This window comes from Streptomyces longhuiensis, from assembly GCF_020616555.1.
In the GTDB taxonomy this organism is placed as follows: Bacteria; Actinomycetota; Actinomycetes; order Streptomycetales; family Streptomycetaceae; genus Streptomyces; species Streptomyces longhuiensis.
The window spans coordinates 4233073-4248792 of sequence record NZ_CP085173.1; the positions used below are offsets into that span (position 1 = coordinate 4233073).

Consider the following 15720-nt stretch of genomic DNA (forward strand, 5'->3'; position numbering starts at 1 on the left):
TGGGGTGCTCCTTGCAGCGTAGGGGGTCGGGCGCGCCGGCCCCTACCGGTCCGGGGAGACGACCCGGACCGGTCCCGGGGAGATGCCCCCTGCCGGTCCGAAGAACCGGCCCCTACTGGTCCGAGGAGAAGCGCACCGCCGCCGCCGGGATGCGGGCGTCGCACCAGATCCGTACGCCCGACTGGAGTTCGTTGTCCGCGCCGACCGTCGCGCCGTCGCCGATCACCGCGCCCGTCAGGACCGTGCGGGCGCCCACGTGGGCGCCGCGGCCGATCAGGGAGTCGGTGACGACCGCGCCCGCCTCGACCGTCGCGCCCGCGAGGATCGCGCTGCCCGAGATGCGGGCGCCCTCGCCGACCGTCGCATCCTCGCAGACGACCGTGCCGTCCGTGAGCTTCGCGCCGGGGGCGACGGAGGCGGTGGGCAGCGTGAGGCTGTCGCCGCGCCGGCCGGGGACCGCGGGGGACGGCGCGCGCCCGAGGACGAGGTCGGCGGAGCCGCGCACGAAGGCCTGAGGGGTGCCCAGGTCCAGCCAGTACGTGGAGTCGACCATGCCCTGGAGATGGGCGCCGGACGCGAGCAGGTCGGGGAACGTCTCGCGTTCCACGGAGACGGGACGGCCCGTCGGGATCGTGTCGATGACCGAGCGGCGGAACACGTAGGCGCCCGCGTTGATCTGGTCGGTGACGATCTCCTCGGGCGTCTGGGGCTTCTCCAGGAAGGCCTGGACCCGGCCCGTCGCGTCCGTGGGGACGAGGCCGAACGCCCGCGGGTCCTCGACCCGGGACAGGTGCAGGGAGACGTCCGCGCCGGTGGTCTCGTGCTCGTGCACCAGGGCGCGGATGTCGAGGCCGGTGAGGATGTCGCCGTTGAAGATGAGGACCGGGTCGTCGGGTCCCGAGTGGAGCCGGGACGCGACGTTGCGGATCGCGCCGCCGGTGCCGAGGGGCTCCTCCTCGGTGACGTACTCCAGATGCAGTCCGAGGCGTGAGCCGTCGCCGAAGTACGGCTCGAAGACCTCGGCGAGATACGAGGTGGCGAGCACGATGTGCTCGACGCCCGCCGCTCTCGCCCGGGCCAGCTGGTGGGTGAGGAACGGGACGCCCGCCGCCGGGACCATCGGCTTGGGTGTGTTCACGGTGAGCGGTCGCAGTCGGGTGCCCTTGCCGCCGACCAGGAGGATCGCTTCTGTCACCTGTCGTCTCTGCTTCCTGCTGGGGCCGGTCGAACTGCCTTTCGGCCGGCCAGTGTATGCAGACTGTGCGGTGCGGCCGGGCGTCAGCGGCCCTGGAGACTGGCCGATGTGGACCGGGCGGTGCCGAGCTTGTTGTAGAGGAGGCGGCCCGGGCACTCGGTCGCGAAGCCGTCCCGGTGCCCCGAGATCACGTTCAGTCGTACGCTCTCTCCCTTGCCGTACAGATTGCCACCGGCTGACGTGAGATATGTCTTACCGCTCGGATTCACCCCGTACAGGCCAAGCTTCCAGGCCGTCAGGCGGGCGATGCCCTCCACCGCGGCGACCGGCGGCTTCGAGGATTCGAAGGTGCCGATCACCGCGACCCCCATGCTGTTCGTGTTGAACCCGAGGGTGTGGGCGCCCATGACCGGCTTCGCCACACCACCGGCACGGCCCTCGTAGATGTTGCCGCACTTGTCGACGAGGAAGTTGTAGCCGATGTCGCGCCATCCCATGCTCTTCACGTGGTAGCGGTAGATACCTCGGATGACCGAAGGGGCCTGTGAGCAGCTGTAGTTGTTGCCCGTGGCGCTGTGGTGCACGAAGGCCGCCTTGACCTTCGAGGTGTAGCTGAAGTTGCTCTCGCGCAGCGTCTCGTCGGCGCCCCAGCCCTTGCGCGTGACGATGCGCGGGCGGGGGCCGATGTAGGGGCTGGACTTCGCGTCGGCCTCGCCGCCGCGGGACTCGATCAGTTCGTTCTCGGTCTTCTTCTTGCCGAGGGCGGGGATGACGTCCGCGTCGAGCGGGGCCAGGTCCGCGTTGACGGCGGAGGCAGCCGCCGACTCCGCGGTCATCGCTCCGGCGCGGGGGACGTCGGCGGGGGCACCGCCGGGCGGGGGCTCCTTGCCGGGGTCGACCAGTTCGAGGCGCAGGCCCTTGGGCAGAGGGGCCTGAGCGGCGGAGTTCGCGGCGGATCCGGCGGGCGCGGTACCCCGGTGCGCCGGGGCGGCCTGGGGGCGCACGCGCACCTCGATGCCGTCGGAGGCGCCGACCCACAGCGGGGCCGTGGAACCGCGCAGCCGGCCCGAGTCGCTCTCGGCCGTGCCGGGGTCGGGGGCGTGATCGCCGTTGTGGGTCTCGACCTCCTGCCAGCCGGACCATCGGGCGCTGCCCGTGGCGCGCGTACGCACCTGGACGCGGCCCTCCAGCTCGGCCGCCGGGTCGTTCCAGACCACGCCCACGAGGGAGAAGGGGCGCACATCACGCTGGGTCAGCCCCTGTTCGCCCGGGGCGCGCAGGCCGCGGTCGCGGGGCAGGACGGACAGGGGCAGCGACTGGGTGCTGCCGGGTATGGCTTCGGCGGTCAGGGCCCTGGCGGCCGAAGGGGTCGTGGCTGCCCCGGCTCCGTAAGACAGGGCGAACGGAAGGGACAGGGCTGCCGCACACGCGACGCCGATCGAGGAAGCTAGGAATCCACGCATGTCAACGATCGTGGACATAGCTGTACATATCTGTCCATCGGGAAGTGTCATTGGTGGAAAGGGGAATTGACAGTCCATCGGGCCGACACGGCGTCGTGTTCCCCCGGTCGGCCGCATGACGCCACACGCCCGGCGTACTCTTGCGCCCGTGAACGCCACCGACCGCACCCCCGCCGACCTGCTGCGATCCGCGCTCGCCGCCGATCCAGGACGCCCACTGGTGACCTTCTACGACGACGCCACGGGCGAACGCGTCGAACTGTCCGTGGCCACCTTCGCCAACTGGGTGGCCAAGACCGCCAACCTCCTCCAGGGCGACCTCGCCGCACAGCCCGGCGACCGGCTCGCGCTGCTGCTGCCCGCGCACTGGCAGAGCGCCGTGTGGCTGCTCGCGTGCGCGTCGGTCGGGGTCGTCGCCGACGTCGACGGTGACCCGGCCGCCGCCGACCTCGTCGTCAGCGGCCCCGACTCGCTGGAGCGGGCGCGCGCCTGCTCCGGCGAGCGGGTGGCGCTCGCCCTGCGTCCGCTCGGCGGCCGCTTCCCGCAGCCTCCGGAGGGCTTCGCCGACTACGCGGTCGAGGTGCCGGGGCAGGGCGACCGGTTCGCCCCGTTCGCGCCGGTGGACCCGGAGGAGCCCGCGCTCGTCGTCGCGGGGGCCGAGCTCACGGGCGCCGAGGTCGTCGAGAAGGCGCGGGCCGACGCCACGGACCTCGGCCTGACGGGCCCCGGATCGCGCCTGCTGTCCGGACTCCCGTACGACACCTGGCGCGGCCTGAGCGCGGGCCTGTACGCGCCGCTCGCCACCGGCGGTTCCGTCGTCCTGTGCCGCCACCTCGACGGCCTGGACGAGGAGTCCCTGGCCAAGCGGGTGGACAACGAGCGGGTCTCGACGACCGCACGCTGAGACACCCGGGCGCCGGCGTCACCCGTTCGGCCCAGTCCACCCCTGGGCCACCGGGCCCCGGGCGGCGCGCCGGGCGATGGTCGAAGGGGCGCACCTGCGCACCGCCGTCGTCATGAGGGGTGGACTCACGTGACCGAACCCGCAGGCACGCCCCCGCAGCCGCGGCACCCCGGCGACGACGACACGGTGGGGCCGGTCACGCACGGGCCGGGCGCGGGTTCGTCCCCCACGGGCGCGGGCACGGCCCGGCGGCGCCGGCGCTGGCTGCGGTACACGGCGATCGGCGCCGGCGTCGTGGTGCTCGCCGCGGGCGGTACCGGATGGGCGGTCTACGAGAAGCTCCAGGGGAACATCACCGAGGACACCGACGCGGCCGCCGAGCTCGCCCGCTACGAGAAGGAGCGGCCCGCCTCGCTCGTGCACGGCGCGCAGAACATCCTGCTGATCGGCTCCGACTCGCGGGCCGGCGCCGCCAACCGCAAGTACGGCCGCGACTCGGGCACCCAGCGCTCGGACACGACGATCCTGCTGCACATATCCGCCGACCACAAAAGGGCCATCGCGGTCTCACTGCCCCGCGACCTGATGGTGGACATACCGAGCTGCCGCACGCACGAGGGCACCCGCAGCAGCTCCAAGTTCGCGATGTTCAACTACGCCTTCGAGCAGGGCGGTTCGGCCTGCACGATCCGTACGGTCGAGAAGCTCACCGGCATCCGCGTCGACCACCACATGGTCGTCGACTTCAGCGGGTTCAAGGACATGGTCGACGCCGTGGACGGCGTCGCGGTCTGCCTGAAGGAGCCCATGGACGACCGCGCGGCGCACCTGAAGCTGCCCGCGGGCAAGCAGACCCTCGACGGCGAGCAGGCCCTCGGCTACGTGCGGGCCCGCAAGAGCCTCGGCAACGGCAGCGACACCGCCCGGATGGACCGCCAGCAGCGGTTCCTCGGCGCCCTGGTGAACAAGGTGCAGAGCAACCGGGTGCTGCTCAACCCGACGAAGCTGTACCCCGTGCTCGACGCGGCCACCTCGTCCCTGACCACGGACCCCGGGCTCGCCAGTCTGCGCGGCCTCTACAACCTCGTACGCGGCATGCGGGACATTCCGACCGAACGCGTCCAATTCCTTACGGTGCCGCGGCGCAGTTACGTCTACAACGCCAACCGCGACCAGCTCGTCCAGCCCGCGGCCGAGAAGCTCTTCACGCAACTGCGTACCGACGCCCCCGTGGTGGTCGCCAAGAGGACGCCGAACGAAAGTGCCGCCAAGAGCTCCTCCGACGGCTCCGGCGAGGACAGCTCGGACACGGACAACATGGCGTACGAGCACGACGGATACGACGACGGGAAGCCCGGCGACCCCTCCGTTTCGTCCGGTTCCTCCGCCAGTCCGGCACCCACATTCCGCGGCAACACGGCCGCCCAGGATGCCTGCGGGTAAAGCGATACCCAAGGGGTTCGCGTCACGTCCAAAGAAATAGGACGGATTGCCCAGTTGTAGGGGAGTGGAATTTGTCACCGCCGTGGCTTGACGCTGAACTGGGCGGATAGTGTGAGCGATCCGGTGCACCCGGCCAACGACGGTCGCGCACTGATTACCGACTGACCGAGCGCCTTCTTGAGGGGGACAAGGCGCCGCGTGGCCCCGACGGAGGATGCAGACAACCGTGGACGCGCAAGGCCGTGGGCGGGCGGACAACATCGATCCCGCAGACCAGTGGGTACTCAACCCGAACACCGGCGATTACGAACTGCGACTGAACCCTTCCTCTGGGCAGTCGGCCGTACCCGGACCTCGCAGGTCTTCCCAACGCCCCACCGGGCAACGGGGACAGACCGGGCAGAACCGGCAGAACGGCAGGACCCGCGAGGAACAGGACAGCCGTGAGGTGCCCGGCCAGCGCAGGCGGCGGGCCCCGCAGCCGGAGCCGGCCAGCAGGCGCCGGTCCAAGAACAAGAAGAAGTCCAAGGGCAAGAAGGCGATCCTGTGGACGGGCGGCGTCATGGCCTTCGTCCTGGTGGCCGGCGCGGGCGGGGCGTATCTCTATCTGCGCCACCTCGACGGCAACATCAACAAGCAGGACGTCGTCGGCGCGAAGAACGGCTTCAGCAAGGACGAGGCGTTCAACATCCTGCTGATCGGCACGGACAAGCGCACCGGCAAGGGCAACGCGGGCTACGGCGACAAGAACAGCGTCGGCCACGCGGACACCAACATCCTGCTGCACGTGGCCAAGGACCGTTCGAACGCGACGGCGTTGAGCATCCCGCGCGACCTCATCACCGACATCCCGGACTGCAAGGTGAGGGAGGACGGGGTGGAGAAGACGATCACCGGAACGCCCGACACCCGCTTCAACACCAGCCTCGGCCAGAGCGGCCGGGACGCGGGCTGCACGATGGCAACGGTCAAGGAGATCACGGGAGTCCAGCCCGACCACTTCATGATGGCCGACTTCAACGCCGTCAAGACGCTGACGACAGCGGTCGGCGGTGTGGACATCTGCCTCGCCAAGGACGTCGACGACCCCGACTCGCATCTGAAGCTCTCCAAGGGCAAGCACAACGTGAAGGGCGAGCAGGCTCTCGCGTTCGTGCGCACCCGCCACAGCTTCGGCAACCAGGGCGACCTGGACCGCATCCAGCAGCAGCAGCAGTTCCTCGGATCGCTGATGCGCAAGATGAGCTCCAGTGACACGCTCACCAGCCCGACCAAGCTGTCGAACCTGGCCGAGGCGGCGACCAAGGCGCTCACGGTGGACACCGGCATAGGAAGCCTCAGCGAGCTCAAGGACGTGGCCCTCGAACTGAAGAAGGTGCCGCCGAAGAACATCACCTTCACCACGCTGCCCGTGATCGACAACCCCGCCGAGAAGGTCCACGCGACGGTCGTCGTCAACCCGGCCAAGGCTGACCCGCTGTTCGCGATGATCCGCGACGACGTCTCCCTGACCGAGGTGGCGAAGGACAAGAAGGCGGCCAAGTCGAAGCAGGACGCGCTGCTCAAGGGCTCGCGCGCCGACGCCTCCGAGGTCCGGGTCGACATCTACAACGGCAGCGAGACCGTCGGCGCCGCGCAGACGACGCTGACCTGGCTGCAGAACACCGAGGGCGTCCTCAAGTCGAGCCAGCTGGGCAACGCGCCGAAGAAGCTGTCGAAGACGACGCTCGAGTACGCGCCGGACCAGGCCGACCAGGCCCGCCGGCTCGCCGACATCATGGGGCTGCCCGCATCCGCCATGAAGCCCGGCAAGAGCGAGAAGAACGACCAGGGCCTGCCGGCGATGATCCTCACCCTCGGCGCCGACTTCAAGGGGGCCGGGACACCCATCGCCGCCCCCACGAAGGCGCCGGAGGACATCCAGAAGGCAACAGCGGACAAGACTGTGTGCGCCAAGTGACCAACCTCGGCCGCCTCTTGACTGTCTAACAGACAGGATCGGGGCGGCCGAAGTGTAGGCCGGGGGCGGGAGGGGTGGGGCATGAGGCAGAGCAGTGTGCGCGGGGACGGGCCGCGAGCACGGGTCCGTCAGCCGGTCGACTCGGGTGATCCGGGCCGACGCGGCGGTTCGCACGAGGCCGGGGGGCCCGAGGGCGGACAGGGACAGGACAAAGGACAGGGTGACGGCGGCAGGCCGCGCGGGCACCGGCGCGGACGCGCGCGCCCGCGGCGCCGCAAACACCGGATACTGCGCTGGTTCTCGATCACTGTCGCCGTGCTGATGGTCGGCACCGCGGGAGCGGGCTACCTCTGGTACCGGCATCTCAACAGCAACATCAAGACGGACAAGCTCAACATCGGTGAGCACAGGGCGGCGAAGCCGACGCCGAACGCGGCGGGCCAGACCCCGCTGAACATCCTGCTGATCGGCTCGGACGCGCGGGACTCCAAGGCCAACCAGAAGCTCGGCGGCGCCAAGGACACCTTCGGCGGTGTGCCGCTCGCGGACGTGCAGATGCTGGTCCACCTCTCCGCGGACCGCAGCAACATGTCCGTGGTGAGCATGCCGCGCGACACCCTGCTCAAGCTGCCGAAGTGCACCGACCCGAAGACGGGCAGGGAGTATCCGGCCACGGTGGGGCGGCAGATGACGAACACGTCGCTCGGCCGCGGCGGCCCCGGCTGCACGGTGGCCACCTGGGAACTGCTGACCGGCATCCACATCGACCACTTCATGATGGTCGACTTCGCGGGCGTGGTCTCCATGGCGGACGCCATCGGCGGCGTACCGGTGTGCGTGGACGCCAACATCCACTCCAAGGACGCCCTGGGCCACGGCTCGGGCCTGAAGCTGGCGAAGGGCACCCACCCGGTCAAGGGCAAGCAGGCCCTGCAGTGGCTGCGTACGCGCTACGGCTTCGAGGACGGCAGCGACATCGCGCGCACCAAGGCGCAGCACATGTACATGAACTCGATGGTGCGCCAGATGCGGGAGAACGCGACCATCACCAACCCGGGCAAGCTGCGCAACCTCGCCGAGGAGGCCACGAAGGCGCTCCGCGTCGACGAGGGCCTCGACACGGTCAAGAAGCTCTACGACCTCAGCAACGAGCTGAAGAAGCCGGAGCCGAAACGCATCACGATGACGACGATGCCGTTCGTGTACGTGGGCGCGCGCGTGGCCCCGAAGCCGGGCGACGCGGACAAGCTGTTCCGGCTCGTGCGCGACGACGTGGCCCTGGACGGCAAGGACAAGAAGAAGGCTCCGCCCAAGGAGTCCGACGACCCGGCGGCGGCCGACGGCGAGATCGCCGTGCAGGTGCAGAACGGCACGCGGACGGCGGAGCTGCCCGCGGCGTCGGGCCGGGCCGGCACGGTGGCGCAGATCCTGACCGCGAAGGGCTTCACGAAGGCGTCCGCCGACCAGTCGCAGTCACTGAGCGAGGAGAAGACGGTCATCCGCTTCCCCAGCGTCGATCTGGAGGGCGATGCCCAGCGGGTCGCCAAGTCCCTTGGCATTCCACTGAGTTCGGTGAAGAAGTCGACCGATGTCTCCGGGGTCACGCTCGTCGTGGGCGACGACTGGCGGGAGGGGAACACCTACCCGAAGTCCTCGAAGGACGACGACACCACCCCGGACACGGCGCTGGCGCTGAACGGTTCGGACAAGAAGGCCTGCATGAAGGTGAACAAGAACTTCACCTGGTGACGCATGCTCCGGGGCCGACGGACTCGGCCCCGGGGGTGCTCATGCCTCGCTGAGTACGGCGGGACGGCGCGACGCGATGACCCTCTTCGCGAGGGAGCGCGGGCTGGTCAGGAAGCCCCAGCCCCAGGACATGTGCATCGTGGCGAGCGCGACCGGGATCTGCAGGCGCGCCTTCAGCGGCAGCCCCTTGCCGGCCGGCACCGAACCGGCCGCGATGGCCGCCAGATAGCCGCCGGGGATCACGAATCCCCACGGCGTCACGAGCGCGCCCACGACGACACCCGCGGCGATCGCGCACACGGCGACCGGCGGCGCGAGATAGCGCAGGTTGATCGAGCCGGCGTGGTAGCGGGCGACGACGTGCCGCCAGCGGCCGTAGTCCTTGTACTGCTTGGCGAGCGCCTTCACGCTGGGCCGCGGCCGGTACGAGACCTTCAGCTCGGGCGAGAACCAGATCAGGCCGCCGGCCTCGCGGATACGGAAGTTCAGCTCCCAGTCCTGGGCGCGGATGAACTCGACGTTGTAGCCGCCCTGCCGCTCAAGGGCCTCGCGCCGGAAGACACCGAGGAACACGGTCTCGGCCTGCTGAGCCTCGCCGCCCGTGTGGAAGGCCGCGTTGCCGACGCCGATCTTCGACGTCATGGCGGCGGCGACCGCGTCCTCCCAGTCGTTCTCGCCCTCGGCGTGCATGATGCCGCCGACGTTCTGGGCGCCGGTCTCCTCCAGGAGGCGGACGGCCGTCGCGATGTAGTTCGGCGAGAGCATGCCGTGTCCGTCCACGCGCACCACGATGGGGTGGCGGGACGCCTCGATCGCGGCGTTCAGCGCCGCGGGCGTACGGCCCGTGGGGTTCGGCACGGTGTGGACCCGGGGGTCCTCGCGGACGAGCTCCGCGGCGATCTCGTCCGTGCGGTCCGAGGACGGGCCGAGCGCGACCACGACCTCCATCTCGCCGCCGTACTCCTGCGCCAGGATCGCCTCGACGGCTCCGCGCAGGTGCCGCTCCTCGTTGAGGACAGGCATGATCACCGATACGGGCGGAAGCTGCTTGTCGGAATTCGCGTTCATCAGGCGTCACGTTACCGCTAATGGGGGACACGGGCGCGCGCCGCCGTGGTCAGTACCGCGGGCAGGAGATCGTATCGGCCTACGGTGCTCGCGATCCCACGCCCACCTTCTCGGAGGTGTCCCCACGTGCCCAGTCCGCCGACCCGCTCCCCCGCACGCCCACCGCGTCCCCCGCGGCAGGAGCGCGGCCGTCCCCCCGTGCCCGCTCCCGTGCGGAGGAAGAAGCCCCGGTGGGCCATGCGGGTGGCGACGACGGTCTCGGTCACGGTCCTCGCGGCCGCGGGCATCGGGCACGCGGTCGTCACCGGGCTCGACACCGAGATCAACCGCGTCGACCCCTTCAAGGACATGAAGAACCGGCCCTCCGGCGGTCACGGGATGAACGTGCTGCTCGTCGGCACCGACGGCCGCGACAAGATCACCCCGGCGGAGAAGTTGAAGTACCGGCTGGGCGGCGCTCCCTGTCACTGCACGGACACGATCATGATCGTGCACCTCTCCGCCGACCGGCACCGCGCGAGCATCGTCAGCCTGCCCCGGGACTCGTACGCGGAGATCCCCTCGCACACCGACCAGACGACGGGCAAGCAGGACCACCAGCACCCGGTGAAGATCAACGCGGCGTACGCGGAGGGCGGGCCCCATCTGACCGTGCGCACCGTCGAGCACATGACCGGGGTGAAGATCGACCACTATCTCGAGGTCGACTTCATCAGCTTCATGAAGACGGTGGACGTGCTCGGCGGCGTCGAGATCTGCACGGCCAAGCCGCTCAAGGACTCGTACACCGGGCTCGACATGGCCGTCGGCACGCACACGCTCGACGGCGGCCAGGCCCTCCAGTACGTGCGCGCCCGGCACACGGACGGGGCGGGCGACCTGGGCCGGATGCAGCGCCAGCAGCGCTTCCTCGCCGCGCTCATCGCGAAGACCACGTCGTCCGGGGTGCTCCTGAACCCGGTCAAGTTCCGTGATGTGGCTCGCACCCTGCTCAGCTCCGTGCGCGCGGACCGGGGGTTCGGCACGGACCAGATGGTCGAGCTCGGGCAGGCGATGCGGGGGTTCTCACCGTCGTCGTCGGAGTTCACGACCGTGCCGATCGGCAACGTCAGCTTCCCGGTCCCGGGTATCGGCTCGACGGTGAAGTGGGACCCGGCGAAGTCCGGGAAGCTGTTCAAGGCGCTGCGCGAGGACAAACCGCTCGCCGTGCACCACAAGAAGACGACGGGGACGGTCGTCGGCGTCGCCCCGCAGCAGATCCGCGTCCAGGTCGAGAACGGCACGATGACCCCGGGTCTCGGCAGGAAGGTGGACGCGGGGCTGCGGGGGACGGGGTTCCGCACGAGCGGTGCGCCGATGAACGCGGCGCAGCGCACCGCCCAGCACACGGTGATCCTCTACGACCCGCGCTGGGACCGGTCGGCGAAGGCGCTGGCGACAGCGCTGCCGGGCGCGCAGCTCCAGGCCGTGAACGGGCAGGGCCCGGTACTGAAGGTGGTGGCGGGCCCGGACTTCAAGGCGGTCAGCGCGGTACGGGCCGAGGACGCACGCCAGGGCGAGTTCGGAGCGGTCACCGGGGACCAGGTCGTGTGCGGCTGACGCCCCGCCGCCTCCGGACGAAGAGGCCCAGGGCCTTTCGTCCGGATCAGGCAGACCCCGCGCGCCCGGCCCGATCCGAGCGGGAAGCCCTAGTCCTCGATGCCGTCGGCCACGCGCTGCTCCCGCAGTTCCTTGATCGCGCGGCGGCGCGCGAGCCGGTGCTGGCGGCGGATCTGGGCCTCCTGGTAGCGCCGCTTGTCGCGCTCGCTCTCCGGGAACACGGGCGGCACCGAGCGCGGCTTGCCGTCGGCGTCGACCGCGGCGAACACGAGGTACGCGGAGCCGACCTGCTGGGCCGGCGTCGACTCGTTCCAGCGTTCGGCCAGGACCCGCACCCCGACCTCCATGGAGGTACGGCCCGTCCAGTTGACCTGTGCCTTCACATGGACCAGGTCGCCCACGCGCACCGGCTCCAGGAAGACCATCTCGTCCATGGAGGCGGTGACGGCGGGTCCGCCCGAGTGCCGTCCGGCCACGGCGCCCGCCGCGTCGTCGACCAGTTTCATGATCACGCCACCATGTACCGTTCCGAGCAGATTGGTGTCGTTGTGGGTCATGATGTGCGACAACGTCGTACGGGAAGCTGAGGTCGGCTTACCCGGAATTTCGGATTCCGTGCCGCGGGCCTGGTCTGTCATGGCCTCCACCTTATGCCGGGCAGGACACGGGCTGCTTTGTGTCAGCTCTGCAACAGCCCGGGCCCGATTCGCCACCCACCCTTGTGGGGCACACAGCCCAGGACTGCACACTGGGCCCATGAACGATTGGCCAGAGGGTTGGGGCGACAGTCAGGGCGGCGGCGACCGCGGTTACGGTCGCGGCAGTGCCAACGCGCGCCCCGAGGGCGCCCGCGCGATGCCGCATGTGCAGCGCGGACAGGGCGGCGGCCCCCGCCGCTCCGCGCCGCCCAGGCCCACGGTCCCGGCGCAGCCCTCGTACGGCGACGGATACGGGGACCAGTACGACAGCGGCTACAACACCGGCCAGGTCTACGGCGGTGGCGGCGGCCGCGGCGGCAACGGCTACATACCGAACGACAACGACCCGGCCGACGGGTACGCGCCCCCGCGGCCGCGGCCGAACTGGGGCCGGCGCATCAAGTGGGCCGTCCTCACCCTCGTCGTCGTGTTCGTCGGTGTGAGCATCGGCACGTACTTCTGGGCCGACTCCAAGCTCCACCGTGACGTCGACCTCTCCAAGGTCATAGAACGGCCCGAAACCGGCAAGGGCACGAACTACCTCATCGTCGGCACCGACAGCCGGGCCGGGATGTCTGCCGAGGAGAAGAAGAAGCTGCACACCGGGTCCGCCGAGGGCAAGCGCACGGACACGATGATGATCCTGCACACCGGCGACAACGGCAGCACGATGATCTCCCTGCCGCGTGACTCGAACGTCACCATCCCGTCCTACAAGGGCTCGGACTCCGGCAAGCTCTACCCGAACCAGGGCCGCCAGGTGAAGCTCAACGCCGCCTACGCGGAGGACGGCCCCGAACTGCTCGTGCGGACCGTCGAGTTCAACACCGGGCTGCACATCGACCACTACGCGGAGATCGGCTTCGGCGGCTTCGCGAAGATCGTGGACGCGGTCGGCGGCGTCGAGATGAACCTGAAGGAGGGCTTCAAGGACAAGTGGTCCGGAGCCGACTTCCAGAAGGGCAAGCAGACGCTGAACGGCCAGCAGGCCCTGGCCTTCGTCCGTACGCGTCACGCGTTCGCGGCGAGCGACCTCCAGCGCACCAAGAACCAGCAGGCGTTCCTGTCGGCGCTGGCCCACCAGGTGGCCACCCCGTCGACGGTCATGAACCCGTTCAAGCTCTACCCGACGATGGGCGCGGGCCTCGACTCGCTCGTCGTCGACAAGGACATGAACCTGTGGGACCTGGGCTCGATGTTCTTCGCCATGAAGGGCGTCACGGGTGGCGACGGCAAGTCGATGAACATGCCGGTCTCCGGCTCCGTCAACGGCAACCTCGTCTGGGACAAGACCAAGGTCAAGCAGCTGGTGGGCGAGCTCAAGAACGACGAGACCGTGACGGTCTCGGGCAACTGACGCTAGAGACGGGGCAGTTGGCCGGTCGGATCTCCGACTCAGGCCGGCGGCCCCGGCCCTTCTCCCCGGCCGTTCAGCTGTATCGTGCCGCGCCTCCTGGCGGTGTCGAACATCGAACGGTCGACCGCGGGGCGGGGCGCCGGAGCGGCCGCGATCAGCTTGATCGTCTCGCGACCGGCGAGCGCGGTCTGCCACTGCCCGAGATCGGGCCGGCTTCCGCGGGGACCGGCCGCGCGGGCCCAGAGACCGCGCACCGCCGCCTCGCGCCGGTCGTCGAGGACACCGGGGAGCGGCGCCATCGGCCGGCCCGGATGCGCGTACGCGTCCCGCATCAGCACCCGCCCGATCATCAGTGACGCCTTGTACCGGTCGCTGTCGACCGTGGCCGTCCCGGGCGGGGCGAGCGGGTCGTGCCAGTCAGGGGTGTCCGCCTGGTCGAGCACGGCGGGCCGGCCGACGAGACGGATGCCGTCGCAGTCGAGCAGGAAGACGGCGGGCTCGGGTGTGAGGGTCCACAGCACATTGGACTGCGACAGGTCACCGACCACGAGCCCCGCCGCGTGCAGCCGCCCGAACAGACCGGCCAGCGCGACGGCGATCGCGAGCCGGGCACCCGGCTCCGGCTGCGGCACGGCCTGCCAGGCCGCCTTGGGCTCACGGAGCAGATAGGACAGCTCGATGAGCTTCGTATCGCCTTTGGGAGTACGCCAGTTGGTGGTCGCCGGCGCCCTGCGCATCAGGAACCCGGTGACCGTCCCCGCGTCGAGGACCCGGCACAGCGGCCACGCGGTCTCCGCGTCGAGGCGGTCCCTGTCGGCGGCGGCAAGAGCCTGACGGTACGCCACCAGGGCCGCCAGGGACGATCCGTCGACCTTGTGCGGCTCGCGGTAGCTCTTGTAGAGCAGGTCACCGGGGCCGCCGACCGCGTGCACCTCACCCTGCCCGCCGTCCCCTGTCTTGCCGAGCAGCTTGAGCCCGCTGTAGGGGAGATCGGCGCCGTTGTGGAACGTCACCGCGCCTCCCCGTGCTCCCACAGGACGACGGCGGTGCGATCGTCGTCGTAGGACTTGACCCGGTACTGGAACTGCCAGAGGAAGTCGGCCGGCGCCGGGACCTCGTCGCCGTTCCACGCCTCGGCGAGGAATTCCCGCATTCCGGCGTCGCCCGCCAGCGGGGACGAGAGGCCGTCCGTGCTGAGGACCAGGACGTCGCCGGCGTGCGCCTGGAGCAGGCGCGTCACGGCGGAGCGGGCGCGCGGCAGGGCCGCGGTGCGCGTGTCGATGACGTCGCTGTCCTTGTCGCCGTCGGCGTCCCCCACGACGTCCAGGTGCCAGTAGCCGCGGCGCAGCAGGGCCGTGCCGCCGTCCCCGACGGCCAGGAAGCCGCGGGTGCGTACGCGCGGGTCGAGCGGGACCAGCAGGATCCGCAGCGTGGTGGCGAAGGCGTCCGGGCGCTCGCCGTGCTGCAACGCGAGGTCGCCCAGCAGGTTGCCGATCTGGCGCACCACGTCGTCGGCCGTGCGCCGGAACCGCTCAGCGTCGCCGGTGCGGATCGCCTCGTGCAGGGACGTGGAGCGGTCGAGGTAGCGGGCGGCCAGGCGGCAGGCCTCGTTGGACCCGACGTGCGAGCGCGGGGCCGAGCCCACTCCGTCGGCGACCGCGAGCATCAGCAGCTCACCGCCGTGCTCGTCGCCACCGATGCGGGTCACGCACAGCGCGTCCTGCCGCGGCTCCCCGGCATAGCGGTGGGAGTCCCCGCGTACGGAGGCGGCGCGGACGCTCACCCCCGGGTACGCGGCACCGTCGAGGACGATGTCCGGCAGCACGGCCGCCGCCAAGTCCCCTGTCACGGCGGGCAGTCCCTGCGGGACCGGCGGGTAGCTCGGCGCCTTCGGACCGCTGTGGGCGGGCGCACCGAGAGCGGGGACGGGAGACTGGGTGAGGGCCGGACCGTCGGCGGCCCGCACCGGCGCCGGCAACTCATAGTCGTCCCGCGCCGACGAGACGCCGTCCCCCACCGACGGGGAGTCGTCCCGAATCGACGAGACGCCGTCCCCCACCATCGGGGAGTCGTCCCGAATCGACGAGACGCCGACCCTCACCGTCGGGGAGTCGTCCCGAACCGCCGGGGAGTCGTCCCGCGCCGACGAGACGCCGTCCCCCGCCGACGAGGAGCCGTCCCGCACCGTCAGGGCGTCGTCCGACACCACGAAGCCGTGCGGGTCGGTCGGCGTCCAGTGCAGCCGGGCCGCTTCCTCGCTCTCGTTCATCCGCGTACGCCCTTC

12 protein-coding genes are annotated in these 15720 nt (G+C 70.6%); 6 read left to right on the plus strand and 6 right to left on the minus strand.

The features are described 5' to 3' along the window. Window positions 1–112 precede the first annotated feature (112 nt). Both manB and LGI35_RS19625 read right to left on the minus strand, forming a co-directional pair. Window positions 113–1195, minus strand: coding sequence for a mannose-1-phosphate guanylyltransferase (manB, locus tag LGI35_RS19620; protein WP_227295110.1), 1083 nt, complete (start codon window positions 1193–1195; stop codon window positions 113–115). Between the two features lie 83 nt (window positions 1196–1278). After that, entirely contained in the window at window positions 1279–2658 is a 1380-nt protein-coding gene (locus tag LGI35_RS19625) for a peptidoglycan recognition protein family protein (RefSeq protein WP_227295111.1), read from the minus strand. Window positions 2659–2806: 148 nt separating this feature from the next. Here LGI35_RS19625 and LGI35_RS19630 point away from each other — a divergent pair, with 148 nt between their 5' ends. The 4 genes from LGI35_RS19630 to LGI35_RS19645 all read left to right on the plus strand — a co-directional run bounded on the left by LGI35_RS19630 (window position 2807) and on the right by LGI35_RS19645 (window position 8714). Further along, window positions 2807–3562 (plus strand): TIGR03089 family protein, encoded by a 756-nt coding sequence (locus LGI35_RS19630; RefSeq protein ID WP_227295112.1) that lies wholly within the window; start codon window positions 2807–2809, stop codon window positions 3560–3562. Between the two features lie 186 nt (window positions 3563–3748). Beyond that, a complete protein-coding gene (locus LGI35_RS19635) occupies window positions 3749–5005 on the plus strand; it encodes an LCP family protein (protein WP_227300380.1) in 1257 nt (418 codons plus the stop codon). Between the two features lie 226 nt (window positions 5006–5231). After that, the gene (locus LGI35_RS19640) at window positions 5232–6965 is read left to right on the plus strand and encodes an LCP family protein (RefSeq protein WP_227295113.1); all 1734 of its coding nucleotides are present in this window, start codon (window positions 5232–5234) and stop codon (window positions 6963–6965) included. Between the two features lie 81 nt (window positions 6966–7046). Further along, window positions 7047–8714, plus strand: coding sequence for an LCP family protein (locus LGI35_RS19645; RefSeq protein ID WP_227295114.1), 1668 nt, complete (start codon window positions 7047–7049; stop codon window positions 8712–8714). Window positions 8715–8753: 39 nt separating this feature from the next. Here the strand turns inward: LGI35_RS19645 and LGI35_RS19650 are convergent, their stop codons facing one another. Further along, window positions 8754–9782, minus strand: a complete 1029-nt coding sequence (locus LGI35_RS19650) for a glycosyltransferase family 2 protein (RefSeq protein ID WP_227295115.1) — start codon at window positions 9780–9782, stop codon at window positions 8754–8756. Window positions 9783–9908: 126 nt separating this feature from the next. On the opposite strand from LGI35_RS19650, the gene LGI35_RS19655 reads away from it, so the two are divergent. Then, window positions 9909–11381 (plus strand): LCP family protein, encoded by a 1473-nt coding sequence (locus LGI35_RS19655; RefSeq protein ID WP_227295116.1) that lies wholly within the window; start codon window positions 9909–9911, stop codon window positions 11379–11381. Window positions 11382–11470: 89 nt separating this feature from the next. Here the strand turns inward: LGI35_RS19655 and LGI35_RS19660 are convergent, their stop codons facing one another. After that, window positions 11471–12019, minus strand: a complete 549-nt coding sequence (locus LGI35_RS19660; RefSeq protein WP_227295117.1) for an acyl-CoA thioesterase — start codon at window positions 12017–12019, stop codon at window positions 11471–11473. 118 nt (window positions 12020–12137) lie between these two features. Here LGI35_RS19660 and LGI35_RS19665 point away from each other — a divergent pair, with 118 nt between their 5' ends. After that, window positions 12138–13436, plus strand: a complete 1299-nt coding sequence (locus LGI35_RS19665; RefSeq protein WP_227295118.1) for an LCP family protein — start codon at window positions 12138–12140, stop codon at window positions 13434–13436. 38 nt (window positions 13437–13474) lie between these two features. On the opposite strand, the gene LGI35_RS19670 is transcribed toward LGI35_RS19665, so the two are convergent. Together LGI35_RS19670 and LGI35_RS19675 are read right to left on the minus strand one after the other, a co-directional pair. Continuing rightward, complete coding sequence (locus tag LGI35_RS19670; RefSeq protein ID WP_227295119.1) at window positions 13475–14449, minus strand: hypothetical protein; 975 nt, start codon at window positions 14447–14449, stop codon at window positions 13475–13477. Beyond that, window positions 14446–15705, minus strand: coding sequence for a protein phosphatase 2C domain-containing protein (locus LGI35_RS19675; RefSeq protein WP_227295120.1), 1260 nt, complete (start codon window positions 15703–15705; stop codon window positions 14446–14448). The genes LGI35_RS19670 and LGI35_RS19675 overlap by 4 nt, the downstream gene beginning before the upstream one ends. Between the last annotated feature and the right edge of the window lie 15 nt (window positions 15706–15720).

What these genes read in the sequence shown, in the direction of transcription:
- LGI35_RS19625 (WP_227295111.1), bottom strand. Translation starts at nt 2,658, where the DNA reads ATGCGTGGATTCCTAGCTTCCTCGATCGGCGTCGCGTGTGCGGCAGCC.
- LGI35_RS19645 (WP_227295114.1), top strand. Translation starts at nt 7,047, where the DNA reads ATGAGGCAGAGCAGTGTGCGCGGGGACGGGCCGCGAGCACGGGTCCGT.
- LGI35_RS19650 (WP_227295115.1), bottom strand. Translation starts at nt 9,782, where the DNA reads ATGAACGCGAATTCCGACAAGCAGCTTCCGCCCGTATCGGTGATCATG.
- LGI35_RS19660 (WP_227295117.1), bottom strand. Translation starts at nt 12,019, where the DNA reads ATGACAGACCAGGCCCGCGGCACGGAATCCGAAATTCCGGGTAAGCCG.
- LGI35_RS19665 (WP_227295118.1), top strand. Translation starts at nt 12,138, where the DNA reads ATGAACGATTGGCCAGAGGGTTGGGGCGACAGTCAGGGCGGCGGCGAC.
- LGI35_RS19675 (WP_227295120.1), bottom strand. Translation starts at nt 15,705, where the DNA reads ATGAACGAGAGCGAGGAAGCGGCCCGGCTGCACTGGACGCCGACCGAC.